The organism is Colwellia sp. BRX10-9 (assembly GCF_014077405.1).
Taxonomy (GTDB): Bacteria; Pseudomonadota; Gammaproteobacteria; order Enterobacterales; family Alteromonadaceae; genus Colwellia_A.
Window position 1 is genome coordinate 125,592 of the sequence record NZ_JACGVV010000006.1, and the last position, 19,135, is coordinate 144,726.

The 19,135-nt window shown below is 36.9% G+C and carries 15 protein-coding genes and 2 pseudogenes; 9 read left to right on the forward strand and 8 right to left on the reverse strand.

All coding sequences use genetic code 11. The features are described from left to right. Positions 1-6 precede the first annotated feature (6 nt). Complete coding sequence (locus H4J69_RS05750) at positions 7-525, reverse strand: TIGR02281 family clan AA aspartic protease (RefSeq protein WP_182221124.1); 519 nt, start codon at positions 523-525, stop codon at positions 7-9. Positions 526-567: 42 nt separating this feature from the next. Here H4J69_RS05750 and ampD point away from each other — a divergent pair, with 42 nt between their 5' ends. Both ampD and ampE read left to right on the forward strand, forming a co-directional pair. Beyond that, on the forward strand, positions 568-1,161 hold the full coding sequence (ampD, locus tag H4J69_RS05755; RefSeq protein WP_259367717.1) for a 1,6-anhydro-N-acetylmuramyl-L-alanine amidase AmpD: 594 nt from the start codon (positions 568-570) through the stop codon (positions 1,159-1,161). 113 nt (positions 1,162-1,274) lie between these two features. Next, on the forward strand, positions 1,275-2,198 hold the full coding sequence (ampE, locus tag H4J69_RS05760; protein ID WP_182241729.1) for a beta-lactamase regulator AmpE: 924 nt from the start codon (positions 1,275-1,277) through the stop codon (positions 2,196-2,198). Between the two features lie 270 nt (positions 2,199-2,468). On the opposite strand, the gene H4J69_RS05765 is transcribed toward ampE, so the two are convergent. The 5 genes and pseudogenes from H4J69_RS05765 to H4J69_RS05780 all read right to left on the reverse strand — a co-directional run bounded on the left by H4J69_RS05765 (position 2,469) and on the right by H4J69_RS05780 (position 8,886). Then, a complete protein-coding gene (locus H4J69_RS05765) occupies positions 2,469-5,189 on the reverse strand; it encodes a TonB-dependent siderophore receptor (protein WP_182244236.1) in 2,721 nt (906 codons plus the stop codon). A 105-nt stretch (positions 5,190-5,294) separates the two neighbouring features. Next, a pseudogene (locus H4J69_RS20440) lies at positions 5,295-5,565 on the reverse strand (hypothetical protein); the annotation flags it as partial. Positions 5,566-5,736: 171 nt separating this feature from the next. Next, on the reverse strand, positions 5,737-7,653 hold the full coding sequence (locus H4J69_RS05770) for a DNA topoisomerase III (protein ID WP_182244235.1): 1,917 nt from the start codon (positions 7,651-7,653) through the stop codon (positions 5,737-5,739). Between the two features lie 215 nt (positions 7,654-7,868). Beyond that, positions 7,869-7,970, reverse strand: a pseudogene (locus H4J69_RS20445) (DNA topoisomerase III); the annotation flags it as partial. A 187-nt stretch (positions 7,971-8,157) separates the two neighbouring features. Next, positions 8,158-8,886: a cytochrome b/b6 domain-containing protein gene (locus tag H4J69_RS05780; RefSeq protein ID WP_182244233.1), complete on the reverse strand. Its 729-nt coding sequence runs from the start codon at positions 8,884-8,886 to the stop codon at positions 8,158-8,160. A 355-nt stretch (positions 8,887-9,241) separates the two neighbouring features. On the opposite strand from H4J69_RS05780, the gene H4J69_RS05785 reads away from it, so the two are divergent. From H4J69_RS05785 to H4J69_RS05805, 5 genes are all read left to right on the forward strand, one after another. Next, complete coding sequence (locus H4J69_RS05785; RefSeq protein WP_070374757.1) at positions 9,242-9,469, forward strand: glutaredoxin family protein; 228 nt, start codon at positions 9,242-9,244, stop codon at positions 9,467-9,469. Positions 9,470-9,588: 119 nt separating this feature from the next. Next, positions 9,589-11,484: a tetratricopeptide repeat-containing diguanylate cyclase gene (locus H4J69_RS05790; RefSeq protein WP_182213346.1), complete on the forward strand. Its 1,896-nt coding sequence runs from the start codon at positions 9,589-9,591 to the stop codon at positions 11,482-11,484. Positions 11,485-11,500: 16 nt separating this feature from the next. Further along, positions 11,501-12,640, forward strand: a complete 1,140-nt coding sequence (locus H4J69_RS05795; RefSeq protein WP_182244232.1) for a hypothetical protein — start codon at positions 11,501-11,503, stop codon at positions 12,638-12,640. Between the two features lie 18 nt (positions 12,641-12,658). Then, positions 12,659-14,782 carry a 5-histidylcysteine sulfoxide synthase gene (ovoA, locus tag H4J69_RS05800; protein ID WP_182244231.1) on the forward strand — a complete coding sequence of 708 codons (2,124 nt, stop codon included), beginning with the start codon at positions 12,659-12,661 and terminating at the stop codon, positions 14,780-14,782. Between the two features lie 5 nt (positions 14,783-14,787). Continuing rightward, a complete protein-coding gene (locus H4J69_RS05805) occupies positions 14,788-15,990 on the forward strand; it encodes a pyridoxal phosphate-dependent aminotransferase (protein WP_182244230.1) in 1,203 nt (400 codons plus the stop codon). 217 nt (positions 15,991-16,207) lie between these two features. On the opposite strand, the gene H4J69_RS05810 is transcribed toward H4J69_RS05805, so the two are convergent. Continuing rightward, positions 16,208-16,843 (reverse strand): hemolysin III family protein, encoded by a 636-nt coding sequence (locus H4J69_RS05810; RefSeq protein WP_182244229.1) that lies wholly within the window; start codon positions 16,841-16,843, stop codon positions 16,208-16,210. 220 nt (positions 16,844-17,063) lie between these two features. After that, a complete protein-coding gene (locus H4J69_RS05815) occupies positions 17,064-17,282 on the reverse strand; it encodes an EF-hand domain-containing protein (protein WP_070374752.1) in 219 nt (72 codons plus the stop codon). A gap of 203 nt (positions 17,283-17,485) precedes the next feature. On the opposite strand from H4J69_RS05815, the gene H4J69_RS05820 reads away from it, so the two are divergent. Further along, complete coding sequence (locus H4J69_RS05820) at positions 17,486-17,836, forward strand: RidA family protein (protein ID WP_182213355.1); 351 nt, start codon at positions 17,486-17,488, stop codon at positions 17,834-17,836. Between the two features lie 160 nt (positions 17,837-17,996). Then, positions 17,997-19,133 carry a hypothetical protein gene (locus H4J69_RS05825; RefSeq protein ID WP_182244228.1) on the forward strand — a complete coding sequence of 379 codons (1,137 nt, stop codon included), beginning with the start codon at positions 17,997-17,999 and terminating at the stop codon, positions 19,131-19,133. Positions 19,134-19,135 lie beyond the last annotated feature (2 nt).

A 19,135-nucleotide genomic window follows, 5' to 3' on the forward strand; every position in this document is an offset into this window, starting at 1 on the left:
GGTAGATCATTGCTCGCGTAAAATAAGTTTCTTACCTATCTGGCTGAATTCTACCCTTTTTAATGCACTCATGCCCAATAGAATTTCATTAGACTGCATGCTGGGATTGATGTGGGCGCTAACATCATACAAATAAATATTACCAATACTGAGCTGTTGTAATTCAGTTTGATAAACAGTGGTAGTGCCATTGGCCGTATTAACGAGTGACGGTCTGTTTCCCTTGAGCTGCAATTGCTCTGCTATATGAGCGGGAATCGACACTTGTGTTGCTCCAGTGTCGAGTAAAAAAACCACGGGCATCTCATTTATTTCACCATGTACTACATAATGACCTTGGCGGTTTTGTTGTAATGTTACTTCCGCTTTACCCTGTGTATTTAAACTCATCTGTGGATCTTTGTTAGGATCCCATTGCTTATCAAGTACATCTTGAAAAAAAAACACCATTAATGCCAACGCAATTAACCACGCTAACCAAATAAATATTTTTCCCATTTTGTTTGTCGAATCAAATTCAGTCATACTCTGTTCACAAATCTTGAAATTAAATATTAACGCTATTGTATGACGAAAGACTTAAAAAATAAATTGCCCACCAAGCAAAATAATAATATGCCTATTATCAGTGGCTGGCTTGTTAATGAAGAACAACAAAAATCACCACATTTTAGTGTGCGAGATAAAAATGATACGGTTCATTTATTGGTTGTACATAATATCTCATTACCGCCAAATCAGTTTGGTGGTAGCTATATTACTGATTTTTTCTTAGGAAAGTTAGATAGCAAAGCACATTGCTATTTTGAAGAAATTGCTCAGCTAAAAGTTTCTGCTCATTGTCTGATAACCAGAGTAGGGCATATTATTCAATACGTTTCATTCGATGATAAAGCTTGGCATGCTGGTGTATCCTCTTATCAGGGACTTGATAAATGTAATGATTTTTCTATTGGTATTGAGCTTGAAGGCACTGATGATATTCCTTATGAAGCGGCGCAATATCATACTTTGGCGCAATTAACCGAAGCATTGCAACAATGTTATCCCGACATTAAAAGTAATATAGCCGGGCATAGTGATATTGCACCAGGGAGAAAGACAGATCCGGGTGATGCTTTTAATTGGCAACATTTTCATGATTGTTTAAAGTCTAGTTAATTCAATAGCAAAGGGTATATACTCGTTACCAATGAAAATGCAGATATCAGAGTGTTTGAATGGCCACGGCGATATACTCATTTTACAAGTGGATAATAAATTAGGAAAACTATATGAGTCTTATTAGCTTACTTATTGCCTTGGCGGCAGAGCGTTACTTGTCGACGACAGCGTGGCAATTTCAAACCTATTTTCATGCTTATGTTGATCTATTTAAACGCACTAAATTAATGCATTTAGCCAAACCGTCAATTGTCTCACAGCTTATCTTTATTGCCATCCCCGTTGTTGTTTGTGACTTATTGCTCGAGCTTGTTGATGATGGCTTACTCTATTTAATCTTTTCAACCTTGATTTTGATTGTTTGTTTTGGTTGTACGAAAACGCGGCAGAGCTACAAAGCTTATTTATTGTCGGCTTTTCGAGGCGAACCGACAACATGCGAATTGCATCATAGCCAACTGCAACAAGATACTTGCAGCGCACCAATGAGTTTTGGTCAATTATTGGTATGGTTAAATTACCGATATTTTATTGCCATTATGATTTTATTCGTTGTCTTTGGACCCGCTGGTGCATTATTTTATCGTCTACTAGTGACCATGAATGAATGTCCTGAAGTGCTTGCAGAAGAATGTTCAGACAAGCAAGAAAAAGCTAACGCTGAGGTTGATGAAGCCGATGTTAAAGTAAATAATGAGGCTAAAACAACAGATTCTATGGAAAAAAATGAATCTCAGTTATTGAAAAATATGCTCTTTTGGGTCGACTGGTTGCCAGTACGCATGGTTGCTTTTGGTTATATGCTGGTAGGACACTTCTCAAAAGCCATGCCGGTATGGTTAGAAAATTTATTTGATATCAACAAACAGCCCAACCAAATATTGATTAGCGTTGCGCAAAAGTCTGAAGACTTTATGGTTGACCCTGATGACTGTACTGCGGAACCTTGTTTATTAGTGAGGTTGGCAAAGCGGACTCTGTTGTTATGTCTAGCTGTTATAGCGGTATTAATATTAACAGGTATCCTTAACTAATCTCTTCTTTAAAATTTTTGGATGGCACCTCGTGACATCCTTTTTCAATTACTGAGTCGAGCCAACCACATAGTGATATTTTTGCATAAGCGTTAGTATCACTATTAATTTGAACGTGTTCAATCACCAGTAAAATATTACCCTGCCTTTTTAAAGCGCGTCTTTCTTTTTTATTTTCGCTTAAAAGGCACTTTGGGTAATTGCTCAAAAGACTGTTGTTCCAAGCCTGACCTTTAACCGTGCAGTTGGCATACTTGTCCTTTGACTCTGCTAAAACTCGTAATTCACCGATAAACGTACTGTTCTTGGTGTTTGCCAACTAGTTGGTAAACCGTAACTCGCGCTCTTTAATGGCGAAGTTACCGCTATGGTATTATCTTCATCGTCCCACATTTCATCCACTTGGGTAACACTGGCTGAATTTAACAGGTTGAATACTTCGACACGTAAATTAACAGTAGAGTCGTCTAAGTCAAACTGATAGCTAGCAGACACATCAAGGGTCATCACACTGTCGGTCCGACCTTCTGAGCCGCGGGGTACTAATTGTCCTTGGGCGTAAAACGATTCAGCGTCATAGGCTTGTGCACTTTCATCCGTTGGGTGATAACCAAATGCGTTGACTGGACGGCCCGTTTGATAACTGAAATTAGCCGCTAAGCTTATTTGTTCAGTGATTTGATACGCCCCGTATATTTTGACTTGATGACGGCGGTCGTTGGGTAAATCACCGTAGGAGCCATCCATTAGACCCGGCAGGTCATATTGTAGCGTTATTCCAGTATTGATGCGAGTGTTGTCTTGGCGGTTGTCTGAGCGAACTAAGCCTTCATAATTACCTTTTGACTTCGACCAAGTATACGTGGCATTTAACATCCACAGACCGTCCCATGCATGTTCAACTGAAAAACTCATCGCCGTATATGTGCGCTCGGGCTTTGCGTGGCCTAAGTCGGCGGCTGGAATCGTATATTCTTGATATTGGAGTGGCCCGTCATAGTCTGGGTTCGCCTTGATGGTCACATCTTGTCCTGGGTTTGCCAATACATAGTAACTAGAACCTGAGCACCGTGTACAACTGGCATTAAATTCTCGCTCAAGATAACGATTAAAGCTCGCGTCTACGTTTATATCTTCAACCGCCATAGCTAAATTACGGTAAGTACCTTCAATAGTTAGCAGCCAGTTGTCCGTGACGGGCATTTGAAAACCAATATTAACGTTGTCAGACGTCATTGGTTTTAAATCTTTATCGGCAATGTCGTAGTTTTCAGGAGGAGACCCATTATTATAATGGTCAAAGTAATAGATTGGAGTGCCGCTAATATCGGGGATTTGTAAAATCGGATCGGCGAAGCCATCAAAGGCATAATAATCTTGCCTGTAGGTTTCACTCCCTCCGAGTCGCAAGTTTGCATTCATTGGAATAGGTGAGTAAAAGCGACCGGCATTTAGCCAAAGTCGCGTTCGGCCATCTGCTGATAAGTCATAAGTTAGGCCCAAACGTGGCGCCCAATGGTTATCCATGGTTGAGAAGTTTTCTCCGACCCCATCAGCATTATTGAAGGAGTCGCTGCGCAAGCCAAAGTTTACTGTTAACAGGTCGGTGGCTTGCCATTTGTCTTCAAGGTAGTAGGCGATATTTTCCGACTCATAGCTACCGCCCGATTCATATTGGCGGTGACGAACCTGCCTGAATTGGGGGTTGTCGGGATCGGTATAATCGTCGACGTAAAGTAAGTAATAAGCGCCACCCGAGTTGATGGTACGCTGGTTTGCTGTTAATTTCTCGGCGTCGAGTCCAAAACTTAACTCGTGACTACCGAGCGTCCAATTAATATCAACACGAATAGTCTGGCGTTCATCGTCTCCTTCATCAATTAGAAAATTAAGAAATTGGCCCTGTTTAACAAACTCTCCAGCACTTTCATAAAGGTAATACACCACAGGGTTGTCATCCAGTTCATTTTTACTGGTACGTTCAGCTTCATGGACACCATACTGCACGCTTAACGCTAAATCATCGGTGATAATCGAGGTATATTTTAGCGTCCAATGTGTGCCTCCCGTGTAGTCAACCCCATTGCGCGACTCTATCGTGTCGCCATGGGGGCTGACGATTTGGGTGGCGTTATTACTGCTATCGGAAAACAGCGTGAATTCGAGTAGATTGTTATCGGTAATATAGCCGTCGAGCTTCATTCCCCAATACGGATCTTCTTCCGTGACTTGATATCGGGCTTTATTATTCGGCCCCGGATTAATAGGATCGCTCGCAAAATTACTATACTCCACTTTTCTAGGGTTGAATAAAACATAGAAAAATAGCTGATCTTCAATCAATGCCCCCGACGCCCAAAGATTAGTGTCGATATTTGAGTATTCACTGGCCCGATTGTCAATAAAATATGAGCCATCCGCTAACGTAACTGATGGGGACGACTCTCGAAGAAAATCAGGTTCATAATTCAGGTTTATACCCGCCTTAAACTCGTTACTCCCCGATTTTGTTTGAGCATTGATCATGCCACCGTGATAACGGCCGTATTGAGCGGAATAACCATCGGTTATAACCTCGACAGACTCGAACATATCAAAAGGTACAGTCGAAAAACCGGTATTATTTCTAACATTGGTGATATTAAGGCCATTGACATAAAACACATTTTCAGCAACAGAGGCGCCATTAATAGCGGGTAAATTTCCAAACGCGGTGTCGCCTTTTACGGTACCTGGTGTGAGCATTATCACGTCGGTGAGTGAACGACCTATTGGAATTTTATTGTTGACCAAGTTATTTGTTGATTGGTCTAATGCATCGACTACCTTATTACTAGCTCCGTTTTTTGTGACCGAAGAGAGAGTCTGTTTTGCATGTTTGTTGATCATTTTGCTGGCGATGACATTATTTGCGAATGCAGAACTATGACAGACTATTGTAAAGGCCATTGTAACGGCCACCGTAACTAGGTTTTTATTAAACTCTTTCATTTACGATCCCTATAATTTGAGCTTGTTTGTCTTTGATTTGTACTTACTTACGGAGCTTGAGAAAGTACTAAGACTATTATTATTAACTATTAACTCTAGTTTGCATTATGGGTATTTATTGTGCAAGTCTCTATTTTTTAATAAATATTTGACTAACCCTTTTACTGTTTTTGTAGTATTAAAATTTCCCCAGTATGATCTTTCATTATAACGGTGAGGCCTAACTTTGCTGTAATATCCAATAATATAGTTAACTACTGAGTTTTCAGCTTCAAAAAATGAGCGATAACCCGTTGTTGGTATTCATTGTTTTTTAAACGACTAAAAACCCTTTCATTGGGCTATTATCGCAACAGTTTCCACGACGACTCATTGCTCATTTTATCAGCTCTCCATGAGTGTCAAATTAATATTCGCACTTCATTTCATTGCTTTAGTCAGTAATGATATTATTGATATAGTCATAGCAAGATAGGGTTAAAATTAAATACAGATGCTTAATAAACTAACGAGCCTACTCTAGACAATTAGCTTTAATAGATGATTTTTATGTTGCTCGCTTTCTATTTCTTTTTTTAGTAAATCTTCTTGGGGTATTGGATTGGGGCAAATCAGTAAATGCAATATCTTTAACTTCAAGGATGAGTTGTTGTAAGTTTTTTTCAACTCCTTTAATAAAGAATTGGTAGTTGAGTGTTTTATTACTTATTGATTCTAGCTGTGACTCCCATAGTGCTGTCATGTCAGGCTGGGAGATTTGAACGGGTAAAGAGGTAATGAGTTTTTTCCCAATCTCTGTTGCTCTTATATCCTTTCCTTTTCTCACTAAAAATTGACGCTTAAACAGGAGTTCTATAATACCAGCACGTGTTGCCTCCGTACCTAGTCCATCAGTATCTCTTAGTAACTTTTTTATTTCAGCATTCGTCACATAACGAGCTATGCCGGTAAGGGCACCTAATATCGTTGCATCAGTAAAGTATTTAGGTGGGCTAGTATTTTTTTCTACAAGCTCGCCATGCAAACAATGCACGCAATCACCCGCTATAACATTGGGTAACTTAATCGCAGAAAATTCGGAATTATCTTTACTTTTATTAGAGCTAGGAAATAAATCTTTCCAGCCATTTTTAATGATATCTTTTTGCTTACTGATAAATAAACCACCATCAATAATAGTGTCTATTTGCTTGTCCATATATTCAAAATTTGGATAAAATTGTGCAATATACTGCCGAGATATTATTTCATAAATTTTAGCTTCATCATTTGATAGTGCGCCAGTTGGGGTGTTTTTAGCTGTGGGTATAATAGCATGATGAGCACTGACTTTTTTATTGTTCCAAGCTCTACTTCTTATCTTTAAATCTGCATTTTTTAACATATCGGCTAATTTCTCAGATACGTTACTCATAGCGTTGGTTACGGCAGGTACATCATTGAGGTGTTCGGTCGGTAAGTATTGGCAATCAGATCTAGGGTAAGTTATTAATTTGTGCTTTTCATAAAGTTGCTGACAGATATCTAATACTTGCTTTGCACTCATACCAAAAGCTTTAGCGGCTGATATTTGTAAGCCAGATAAACTGAAAGGTAATGGTGCTACTTGCTGTTTTTTATCCTGTGTAATCTTTTCAATTTTTGCCGGTTTGTCATTAATACGATTGACTACATTTTCAGCTAGCTTTTTTGATAATATGCGTTTCTCTTCATCCATGAAAGGCTCACAAGCCTTACTTGGCTTCCACTTACCCTGATACTTTTCACCGTTTTTTGTCGTGATATGAGCAAGTACTTCATAAAAAGGCTTTGAGATGAAATTTTCTATTTCAATATCTCGGTTTACCACTAAACCTAATATCGGAGTCTGTACCCGACCAATTGATAATACGCCTTGATAGCCTGATTTCTGCCCTTGTAAAGTACAAAGACGAGTCATATTTAAGCCATAAAGCCAATCAGCTCTAGCTCTTGATAATGCTGAAACAGCAAGAGGGATATAATTTTTATTAGGTTTTAAGTTATCTACCGCTTTTTTAACCGCATTAAAATTCATATCGGTTATTAGACACCTCAAAGCATTATCTATTTTGGATTTAGATGCTCCGCTAAAGCTAATCGCTTCATCAACTAATATTTGACCTTCACGATCCACATCACCAGAATTTACGATGGTATCAGCTTGTTTTATTAGCCTTTTTATAACGGTCAGTTGTTTTCGAGTTTTTGGTTTTGGTTTTAACTTCCATTGCTCAGGAATTATGGGTAAATGTTCAACTACCCATTTTTTATATTTAATATCGTAATCTTCAGGTGGAGCTTGTTCTAATAAATGTCCTATGCACCAGGTAACGACATCGCCATTACCTGCTTCTATATAACCATCATTTTTTTTATGAGGTTTAGGTAGTACGTCTACAATTGCTCTTGCTAAGCTAGGTTTTTCTGCAATAAATAATTTCATAAATATTAAGCCTGGTCTAACAGAGGGTTGTGATTGTCAAACAGAGTCAAGAACAAGCTCTTTTTTTGTATGTATTTGTCAATAATAGTGAGGCTTTTTTTCAACGTTTTTAGCTTGGTAACTGCGCCAAGCTTATATCGTGATAATATGACCTTGTTTATTGAATTATATAATAAAAATATAGTGTCAAACTTATGGTGATTGATTGTTACATCATTGCCGAGCGCTATATAGCCTTGTTGACTTTTATGGGGGTTGGGTAAAGCTGCCGCAATGGCACGTCCTAAACTTGGCTTTTCGGCAATATATAGTTTCAATAGAATTTCCAAGGGTTCAATACTGACCATTAGAATAAGCTTAGCACATTAACTGGTTTTTTATACAGTGCTCATTCTCAGTTATAGTCAAATTGTTTCATCCGTAACTAGGTTTAGTTAGGAGGCGACCCACTCATTCACTATGTGGTGAGTAGGTCATTATCACAGCGGTAGGATAAAAGTGGTTTTACTTGTCTTTAGGTAAATATTTAAAGCCGTGGATCATTGAAGAAACAATAGAATGTTTTTCACGTCGTTCAGCAAAAAATACGGCTAAAATATGTAGTGGGATCAACAGCAACAAAAAGTAAAAGCTATAAACGTGAGCAGTTATAAAAGGCTTTCTTACATTGCGCATTTCTTTATAAGCATCTGCATCAACATTTTCTTTACTGTAGGGCTTAATCAAGGCTACTTGGCTTTTATCTTGAGCTATGCTGCTAGCAAAGTATTGCCCAAAAGGAGGATAATAAATGTCAGTACCCGCAATCACTAAACCTGAAATCATTTGAATAGAAAGACTTAACATTAAAGCGCCAACCATAAGTTTCCCCAGTGGACTATGACCTTTAAATGTCTTATTTTTATCTTTTTTGAAATCGGCTAGTTCTTGTTTAAAGACTTTATTAAAAGGCAGTGTTTGTCCCCAACGTTCATATCCTTTACCAATAAAACCAAGAATAATTCTAAAAATTAAATTTGCAGCAAAAACATAACCCACACATACATGTATTGTTTTAAGCAGTATTTTACCTTCTGTTGAGATACCTAGATCTTTACCAAAATAAATAACGCTACCAATAACAATAAGCAAAAGTACTGACAAGACATTCAACCAATGAAATAAACGAATGTTTCTACTCCAAACAAAAGTTTTTACTATAGTGGAAGTGATATTTACTGGGCTATCTTGCATGATGATGACTCTTTTTATTTGTTAACATTTTGCCTGTTATTTTAATAATAACCGAAATATTTATCCGCTTCTAACACTAAGTGATAGTTATTTGGATTAATGGTTACAAGATATCTTAAAGTAGCTGTGTGTCTTTTCAATTAAGCGGCGTTATTTTAGTTTACTGACGATTACCTAGCAGATAATTTAATTTAATTTTCCGCAAGTGTCAGCGTTTTTCAAGATAAGTTCCTGTAAACTAGCCAAACAGCCGTAAAATAATTCTGTGTATTATAGTATGTATTATGGACACCCATTTAATATTTATTCACTTGTTGAAGGAAATGCAGCGAATAAATAACCAAGGAAATTTAGCATGAAGAAAATTGTCTTATATAGTATGAGTAACTGCCCTCATTGTGACACGGCGAAAGCGTACTTAGATAAAAACAACATTGCTTATCGTTTATGTAATGTAAAAACAGCCGCGGGACAAAAAGAGTTTCGCAGAGCAAACTTTAGATCCGTACCGGTAATAAAGATTGGTGAAGAGTATCTGCAAGGATTTAAAGTGGCGGCTTTTAAAGCGCTTTACGAGGATTAATATTGGTTAATATATCGCTGATGATACAATTTTATGGCTTTAACTCGTTTTAAAAAAAGGTCTATGTTAAGGTTGAAATACTTACATGAATTAACAAGATCATTAATTACGGATGTGTAATGAAATTTGATTTTTATCGGTTTTTTTCGGTTGTTGTTATTATCTTTTTTTTTTCCTGTAGTCAATCACAGGCAAATAGTAGTGGCCAATTAGCGGTAGAACAAACCGATGAGCTAAATCGCTTATTGAACATGGATGAAGAAATACGCCAACAACCTCTGCAATCTTATCAACAATTATTAAACGCAGAAAAATCTTTTTCAACTATGCCAAAACTACAACAATCTTGGTGGTTGTTACGTAAAGCTCAAGCAGAAAATTTACTCTATTTTTATGAAGACTTTAATAAGACCATCGCACAAGCCGTAGCGCTTATCGACGACAAAACCCCATTAAAAATTCAAAGTCACCTTTATATTTATCAGGGGTTAATTTATCGTCGCCATGCTCAGTATGCAGATTCTGTACTTATTCTTCGAAAGGCTATGTCTATAGCAAAAAAAAATAATTTAACTTACCTTTTTATCCTTGCTAAACAAGAGCTTGCTTTTACAAAAAGTATCACTGAACTCTTCGAACTGTCATTGAATGAAATGCAAGAAGCTTACTTAGATGCTTATTCACTAAAAGAACACTTTCTAATTGCTGTTATCAATGAAACCTACGGTGCTATTTATGGCTATATGGACGATTATGAAAAATCGATAGAATATTACCAAAAAGCATTAAATACTTATGAACGTTTAAATTATCCAGCTCATGTTTCAGAGGCTATTTACGGCATTGCTATAACCTATCGATATTGGCAAAAATATGATTTGGCGATTCGCTACTTTGAGCTTTATCAAGAAAAAATTGCCTATACCCCTAACACTGAAATTTCTTTTTTTTCAGCGTACGGTTTAGGTATGACACTGGCCGAAAAAGGCGATTGTGTTAAAGCTATCGATGTTATTAATCATGCTCTAACGTTAAATGGCTTGATTGATTATAATGCCGAATTATATAAGCAACAGGTTCACTGTTTTATTATCTTGGGTGAGTTAGAACAAGCGCAGGCATCGTTGACTAAAGCTGAAAATATATTCATGTCTTTACCTGAATTAGTCGGCACTAAGTGGCAATTAGAAGTTATAAAGCTTGGCTCAGAGCTTGCTCACGCAAGAAATAATGACAGTGAAGCTTTTCAATTATCTCGACAGTATTATCAAAAATACAATGAGTTATTGGTCAAAAATTCCAGCACACGATTAACTACAGCGCGCGCTGCGATGGAAAATGAGCGAAAATATGTTGAACAAGCACTTACCCTGCAACGAAAAAAGGTCGCCGCTTTAGAAAATGATTCCTATCATCAACAAAAATTACAGAACCTTTATCTACTGATTTTTATGTTATGTGCCGGCGTGGTTGTCATTATCGTGATAACCATTCAGTATAAAAATAATAAGAAAATGTATGCACTGTCAATTAAAGACCCATTATCAAATTTATATAACCGCCGCTATATTTTTGAGTACTTATCGAACTACCTGAACGATGTCTTAGTCGAAAAAACTGAACTTTCGGTAATTTTATTTGATATTGATGACTTTAAAATGGTCAATGATAAGTTTGGTCATCCTGTTGGTGATAAAGTTATTAAAAAAATAGCTGATCTTTGTCATGATGTCTTTCGTAATGGAGATGTCATTGGCCGTGTTGGCGGAGAAGAATTCTTATGTATTTTACCTCGTACCGACGAAAAGCAATGTAAAGTAATTGCTGAACGTTTTTTAAAAAAAATAAGTCAGCAAGTTTTCCAAGTCGAGCCAAGTTTACAGTTAACCGTAAGTATCGGTATAGCAACCTTGTCTCAACTTAGCCCAACGAGTGAAATGTTATACCTACATGCCGATGCTGCCCTTTACCAGGCAAAGCATAACGGTAAAAATAATGTGGTTATATATCAATAGAAAGCCATTATCTCATATGAATAATACAACACCGTTCGCCGTTCAAGTTATTATATTATTACAGAATTATATAAAACAGCTTGGCTTTACTCCTGTAATTCACTTTGAATTAGAAGGTTGTTATCAGCTCGATAGTAAAATAAAAAGATTTTCACTAGATTATCAAAGAATTAATCGTCAGTTAGCGCATGCAGGAATTGACGGAGAATTAGTGCCAGAGTATTGGTATAGTCAGTGGGAGTATGTTTCTTTATTTAATGGCCAGTCGCCGTTAAAAGAGGCTAATAATTTAAGCCAAGCGTTACACCTTTTACCTCGTTTTTTTGCCGAACAAGGCATAAGTAAAACATTAATCAAACCGGTTGTTTGGTCTGGTGATAAAGGCAAGTTAGCCAGTGGTAGTGGTGATATTTTCACCACAGAAACACGGGCAGTGCATATCCCTAATGCTGTTCAAATGAATATTAGTGCGCTTGATAGTGAAGGTAAAAACATTATTATTGAACGCGGCTTTGGTGAATATTTACAGCAATGCTTTCTTGATACTAGTTTAAATTGTTGTTTGATTTATTTACCTGAAGAAGAAGCTTTTGAGCGACTAGCATTAAAAACTAAATACGGTTTAGCGGCTGAGTTATGTTCACCCGTTGATATTTCAGGCGGACACCAAGGCAGTATTGCCTTGTATAAAGAAGTGGGTAAACATAATCAAGCGATGGGCGAAGAGCCGGTACTTTATAATCACAAAAATGAAGTACTAGTTAAGCGACAAAATTGGCAAAAAACTGCTCGTATCGAGCACAGAATTGGTGCTTCAAGTATGCAATATAATGCTTATTTTAATATTATTTACTCTTTATTGAACTTAATTGACGCGCTTGAAGTATATAAGGTGGATAACTGTCGCAAATTGCTCCGTAAAGAAGTTCATCATCAAAATTTACCTTTTTCATTGTATGATAATACAGAGCAAGAAAAATTGGGCGCAATATCACTATTTGCAAATGATCACTGGTTAAGCGAAAGTTTAAATAAGCTATCGGGTCAATTTATAAATGGTGAGCAAATATCAGGGCAGTTGCTGTTAGGTGACAAATTAAAGCAAATGATTTTAGCGCCGTATCAACAAAAACTTATTCTCACTCATACATCATAATTAATTTAAAAATAAAATATGACTCTTATTAATAATCAAAATATTACCCCACAGCTTAATGGTTTATCTATAAGTGATAAACGCGCCGAGCTAAAAAGCTACTTCCATAATACTTGGACGACTTACGAGTCGTTGTTTGCTTTAATCAACAAAGATGAAGCCTACTATTTACGGCCTGAGACTTTACGCCATCCACTTATCTTTTATTTTGGCCATACGGCTACTTTTTTTATTAATAAATTACTTTTGGGTAAGTACATTAATAAGCGTGTTAATACCAAGTTAGAAGCTGTTTGCGCTGTTGGTGTTGATGAAATGAGCTGGGATGATCTCAACAGTGAGCATTACGACTGGCCTAATGTTGATGAAGTAAGAGAATACCGTCAACAAGTTTTCACTGTGGTTAATAACCTTATTGATACCATGGAAATTAACTTACCTATCAAACAAGACTCGTTAGCTTGGGTGATATTGATGGGCTGTGAGCATGAACGCATCCATCTTGAGACTTCATCAGTTATTATGCGCATGTTACCGCTAGATTGCTTAACACAGCCATCTGAAGTAGCGGGACAATGGACAAGTTGTGCTCATTTTTCAACGGCTCCAGCGAACGAATTATTACCTGTTACAGAACAATCTATTGTATTAGGGAAAAAGTTAACCGATGAAACTTACGGCTGGGACAACGAATATGGTGAGTTATCTGTTGAGGTTAGTGCCTTTTCAGCTTCTAAATATTTAGTCTCTAATCAAGAGTTTTTAGCTTTTATCGATGCAGGTGGTTATAAAAAACCACATTATTGGAGCGAAGAAGGGCAAAAGTGGCTAAGTTTCACTAAAGCTGAAATGCCGCGTTTTTGGCGAAAAAATAACGATGAATACGTGCAGCGTAACTTACTTAATGAAATGCCTTTACCTTTGAATTGGCCTGCAGAAGTGAACTACTTAGAAGCGAAAGCTTTCTGTCATTGGAAAAGTGAACAAACTCAAAAAAATATTGCTATGCCTACTGAAGCACAGTGGCATTGTCTAATCAATAATGCCAGCGATAATGAAGAACAAGTATTAGGTAATATAAACTTAGCCCGTTACGCTTCTTCATGCCCGATTGATGAATTTTCAACGGGGGATTTTTATGATGTTATTGGCAATGTATGGCAATGGAACGAGTCAGCAATAGATGGTTATGAGGGGTTTAAAGTTCATCCACTTTATGATGATTTCTCTACGCCAACCTTTGATGGTAAACATAACTTAATTAAAGGCGGTTCATGGATTTCTACCGGCAACGAAACCATTCCGTCGTCTCGTTATGCTTTTCGTCGTCACTTTACTCAGCATGCTGGTTTTCGTTATGTTGAAAATATCGATGGCAAAATACCATTAACGCCGGTTAATCGATATGAAACTGATCGTGAAGTTTGTCAGCAACTCGAAAGTCATTATGGTGATCAACATTTAAATGTTGAAAACTATTCACAACAAGTTAGCCAATTATTGCTTAGTAAAGTAAAAGCTCAGGGCATTAATACTGACAAGTTATTGAACTTAGGTTGTAGTGTTGGACGAACCGCTTTTGAGTTGTCAGAGCATTTCCAGCATATTGATGCGGTAGATTTTTCTGCACGTTATATTCAATTTGGTGTGCAACTTCAACAACAGAAAACACTCCGTTACACCAACGTTATTTCTGGTGACATACAGAGTTTTCATGAGGTGTCTCTTAAGGCGTTATCGCTAAACAACAACGCTGACCATATTGTTTTTAGTCAGGGTGATGCTAGCAATTTAAAACCGATTTTTAACGGTTATGATGCGATTTTAGTTGAGCATGCGCTAGAAAAGAGTTATCAACCTAAACAGTTGTTAGCCACACTGTCTAAGCGACTTAATAAACAAGGTTTACTTTTTGTATTAACCGACCATCAATATTCAGCGAAACACACTGAAAAAGAAAATTGGTTGGGTGGGCTTAAAGTCAATGGTGAAAATGTTATTGGCTTTGATGGTTTACAGGAAAAACTAGCAGAAGAGTTTACTTTTTTAGACGCACAGCCATTAACGCGTGTGATTAAGCAAAATCAATGCACTTTCACCGTAACCACCACCGAAATGTCGGTTTGGCAGCGGAAAATATAGCAAGGATGAAAAATATTTTACCGGCACATATCGCCTTTGGTCAACAGCTTGCAGAAAATCAAAATGTCACTATTAAGCACAATTTGAGTAACTCTTGCGGACAGTCGTTGTCCGCAGCACAATTGTGTCTACTCGGTGAAACGAGTCTTGATAATCTACTGGGCGAACAAGCGTTATCCTATGCGTCGATAAGTGGCAGCCATTATTTGCGATCACTTATTGCCGGTTTTCATCAAGACTATAATCATCATCAAGTTGAGTTAACTGCTGACAATGTTCTAACTTTTTGCGGCGCTCAAGAGGCGTTGTCAGCTATTTACCAAACAGTACTTAGCGAAAATGAACGAATGCAAGGTAATACAGTTGAGCAACAAGCAGCGATTGAAATTGTTGTTATTACACCTTGCTATCCCTCTCTGGTGACGATGGCAGAGCAGATGGGGATTAAAGTAAGGTGCCTTACGGTTGATTTCCAACAAAACTGGCAAATTAACCAAGCGGCACTTTTAGCCCTAGTAAACGAAAATACCCGACTAATTGTCTTGAATTCTCCCCATAATCCCAGTGGTAGCATAATAGACACTCAATTTTCGGAACAAATATTAGCCATTGCAAAACAGTTCAATTGTTACCTTTTAGCCGATGATGTCTCTCAAGCGAGTAACTATAATGATCTTAAATTAGCTCATCGCTATTTAGATTATGAGCGCACGATTGTTGTCTCGGTATTATCGAAAAGTTTTGGTTTGGCGGGGCTACGTATTGGTTGGGCAGTGTCTAAGGATAAATCACTGTTAAAAAAATTATTAGCGGTAAAAGCTCAAGGCTCAATTTGTACTTCAATCGTTGATGAAAAGCTGGCGGAGCTTGCTTTAGAAAACCATGATAAAATCATCAGTGAAAATAATCTTATCATAAAAAATAATATCGTTTTATTTCAGCAGTTTATCGATAAAAATCAATTGCATTTTAGTTGGTGTCCTCCTCAGGCAGGCTTACTTACATTAGTGAAGTGCCATAGTGATTTACCTATGCTTGAATGGGCTGAGCAACTCGCTGAACAAACGGGAATATTCGCTTACCCATCATGCCTATTTGGACTTACTGGGCCATATTTTCGTTTAGGGCTGGGTGCAAAAAACTTTTCAACGATACTGGAATCATTACAAGGGTTTGTTGATAGTCGCTTATCGTTGACTGTGAATTGAAAGTTGGATTGAAAGCTTAATTAATTTATTTTTGCTATGAACCTATTAATTAGTAGCCGCATTCTCCATTGCTAAGAAAGTTGACGATAACTCGAGAATCAAGCCTAAAAGCTGCAAAGGCGATAGCGTTTTAACGGCTGATCTAGGTATAAATTAATTTACCATCCTCACCAGCAACTATATCTCTGGTTATTTCTTTTGTCAGTCCTATCAGCGCTTATAAGTAGAAGTAGATCATAAAAAAGTGACATGCCGCGCCACCTAAAACAAATAAATGCCAAATAGCATGGTTGAAATGTATACGCTTTTGCACATAAAAAATAACCCCTAAACAATAAATAATACCGCCAAGAGCAAGTAGTGTTAAAGCTTGATTTGATAATTTGTCATTTAGCTGTTCAATAATGGTTATAGATATTAGTCCCATACCTAAGTAAGTGATCAGCGAGGTTTTTTTATAGCGGTGACCAAATTTCATTTTAAAAAACACCCCTAATATAGCCATACTCCAGATAATTGTCAGCATAATAGTACCGAGTTGGTCGTTTAAGGCAATCATCATTAAAGGGGTGTAAGTTCCTGCGATTAACAAGTAAATAGCACAATGGTCGAGTAATTTAAAAAGCCTTTTTTTGTCAGGATCTTGAAAGGCATGGTAAAAAGTTGAAGCGGTGAATAATAAAACCAAACTAGCACCGTAAACGGCATAACTCACTATTTTTACTAATGAGTTATCAGTAAAAGCTGCAGTGAGTAGCATGTAACAAGCCATAACAGACAATATTGCGCCAAGAGCATGAGTCAAGGTGTTGGCTATTTCTTCATTTTTACTGTAACTAGCTTGGCTTGTCATTTGTTATCCTGTTATTTTTCATTGTTTCTTTAAACTTAATCTCAGTGTACACGTGTAAGCTGAGATTGAATAATAACAGAAAAAACAATTGAAACAAGAGGTCAGACCAATGAATTTAAGGTATAAAAAAAGAGCTTAGTTAAGCTCTTGATTAGATGAAAAATAGTAAAGTTACTTTCTCAACGAATAATTGGAGAAGGGTAAATTTTAATGAAAAACGCTACAAAGCTAACTCAATCACCATAGCTTTGAGTTCTTCTTTGGAAATTGAATTATTATGATTAACATCAAATTTATTAAAAATACTCTCACACATACGGATGCCTTTATCTTGCAAAAGACAGTCAATTAATTCAACAAATTCACTTCGACTAATCGCACCGTCTTTATCTTCATCAAAAAATTCAAATAGTTCATCAACCCACTGATTAATGTCCATCAGTTATCCTTATTAGTAGTATTACATCTACTAAATACTTTATCTTTTATTGTGCTATTTGTGAATGATTAATTGCAACATTGCGTTAATAAGCGTGATTTATTATCTACTAGCGTAAAGTTTCTACACAGCACAAGTATCAAAGCTACATTTTCTAGTAAGTAGAGTATATACTTTAACATATTTAATCATGACTAAATAAAATGACTATTATTAGGCAAGAAACAAAAACACGAATGAGCCGCATCGTTAAGCACAATGGTGTTATTTATTTATGTGGACAAGTTTGTAAAGATGCCAGCCAAGGCATTGAAGAACAAACACGTTCAATGTTAGATAAAGTTGATGAATTACTTGAACAAGCAGGTAGCGACAATAAGCATATTCTATCGGCAACTATTTATATAAAAGATATGAATGATTTTTCAAAAATGAATGAAATTTGGGATAATTGGATCCCTCAGGGGTTCGCTCCTGCAAGAGCTTGTGTCAAAGCTTCAATGGCAAGAAATGAATTACTTATTGAAATATCGGTAATAGCGGCCGAAATATAGTTATTTTTTAAACTTGTTCTCTAACATTTTTAATATATTAATCTACACTTCATTAGGTTAGCTTGCCTGTAAACGAATCGATTTTAATAAAAAAATTTTAATAAAACATAAGCACGTAAAAACATAAGCACGTAAAAATATAAACTCTAAGGTGGATAATATGAAAAGTAAAATAGCGGTACTAGCGCTTGCTAGTAGCTTTATTTCCTATACGGCTCAAGCAGATATCAATTTAAGTGGTTTTGCTTCAATAACAGGTGGTATCACTACATCGAGTGATGAAACACTGTATGGCTTTAATGATACTTTTGACTTTAAAAATGGTTCATTACTTGCCATTCAAGCATCAAGTAACATAGGTGAAGGCCTTGATATTACTGCACAAATTGTTTCTCGCGGTGAGAATGATTGGGATACTGAATTTGAGTGGGCCTACGTTAGCTATAACGTAAACGATAAATTTAGGGTTTTGGCTGGGCGTCAACGAGCACCTTTCTTTATGTACTCAGACTTTTTAGATGTTTCGTATGCCTACCCGTGGATAACACCACCAAAAGGTGTTTACGATTTAATTTTTAATACTTTTGACGGTCTTAGCGGCATATACAGCAGTACTCTTGGAGAATTTGATACGACTTACCACTTTATTGCGGGTAATAACTCCGATGAAATCGAAGTCTTTGGTGAAAAATCATCACCTAACATGGATAATATCTTAGGTGGCGCTGCAACCTTTAATAGAGATTGGCTAACCTTGAGAGCAGCTTATTTTAATGCTGATGTATCAATTCCTTCAACAGGGTTAGATGGACTTGCTAATAATTGGAATGCCTTTGGTTACCCTGCATTTGCAGACAATACTAGTATTTTTGAAGACAAAGCAACGTTCACTGAACTTGGCTTTCAAATTGACTATGAAGGCATCTTAGTTGTCGGCGAATATACTACGCTTAAAATAGATAATACGTTATTAGGTGAAGAAGAGTCTTATTATGTGATGCTAGGTAAGCGCTTTGATAATTACTTAGTACACGTTACTTACGGTGTTGATGAAGACACTGCGGCGAACGATTTTACTAGCGTTATACCGTCTGGAACTCCTCTTGATGCTTTAAAAGTACCAACACAAGATGTTATAGCTAGTCAAAAAAATGATTCAAGCTATGTTACTGTTGGTTTACGTTGGGATTTTCATAGCTCTGCATCATTAAAGTTTGAATATACCGGTTTTAATGATGACCTTAATGGTGCTAATGATGCTGGTTTATTCCGCACTTCACTTGTTACTGTTTTTTAGGG

What these genes read in the sequence shown, in the direction of transcription:
- H4J69_RS05770 (WP_182244235.1), bottom strand. Translation starts at nt 7,653, where the DNA reads ATGAAATTATTTATTGCAGAAAAACCTAGCTTAGCAAGAGCAATTGTA.
- H4J69_RS05785 (WP_070374757.1), top strand. Translation starts at nt 9,242, where the DNA reads ATGAAGAAAATTGTCTTATATAGTATGAGTAACTGCCCTCATTGTGAC.
- ovoA (WP_182244231.1), top strand. Translation starts at nt 12,659, where the DNA reads ATGACTCTTATTAATAATCAAAATATTACCCCACAGCTTAATGGTTTA.
- H4J69_RS05825 (WP_182244228.1), top strand. Translation starts at nt 17,997, where the DNA reads ATGAAAAGTAAAATAGCGGTACTAGCGCTTGCTAGTAGCTTTATTTCC.
- H4J69_RS05820 (WP_182213355.1), top strand. Translation starts at nt 17,486, where the DNA reads ATGACTATTATTAGGCAAGAAACAAAAACACGAATGAGCCGCATCGTT.
- H4J69_RS05765 (WP_182244236.1), bottom strand. Translation starts at nt 5,189, where the DNA reads ATGAAAGAGTTTAATAAAAACCTAGTTACGGTGGCCGTTACAATGGCC.
- ampD (WP_259367717.1), top strand. Translation starts at nt 568, where the DNA reads ATGACGAAAGACTTAAAAAATAAATTGCCCACCAAGCAAAATAATAAT.
- H4J69_RS05790 (WP_182213346.1), top strand. Translation starts at nt 9,589, where the DNA reads ATGAAATTTGATTTTTATCGGTTTTTTTCGGTTGTTGTTATTATCTTT.
- H4J69_RS05750 (WP_182221124.1), bottom strand. Translation starts at nt 525, where the DNA reads ATGACTGAATTTGATTCGACAAACAAAATGGGAAAAATATTTATTTGG.
- H4J69_RS05780 (WP_182244233.1), bottom strand. Translation starts at nt 8,886, where the DNA reads ATGCAAGATAGCCCAGTAAATATCACTTCCACTATAGTAAAAACTTTT.
- H4J69_RS05805 (WP_182244230.1), top strand. Translation starts at nt 14,788, where the DNA reads ATGAAAAATATTTTACCGGCACATATCGCCTTTGGTCAACAGCTTGCA.
- H4J69_RS05810 (WP_182244229.1), bottom strand. Translation starts at nt 16,843, where the DNA reads ATGACAAGCCAAGCTAGTTACAGTAAAAATGAAGAAATAGCCAACACC.
- H4J69_RS05795 (WP_182244232.1), top strand. Translation starts at nt 11,501, where the DNA reads ATGAATAATACAACACCGTTCGCCGTTCAAGTTATTATATTATTACAG.
- ampE (WP_182241729.1), top strand. Translation starts at nt 1,275, where the DNA reads ATGAGTCTTATTAGCTTACTTATTGCCTTGGCGGCAGAGCGTTACTTG.
- H4J69_RS05815 (WP_070374752.1), bottom strand. Translation starts at nt 17,282, where the DNA reads ATGGACATTAATCAGTGGGTTGATGAACTATTTGAATTTTTTGATGAA.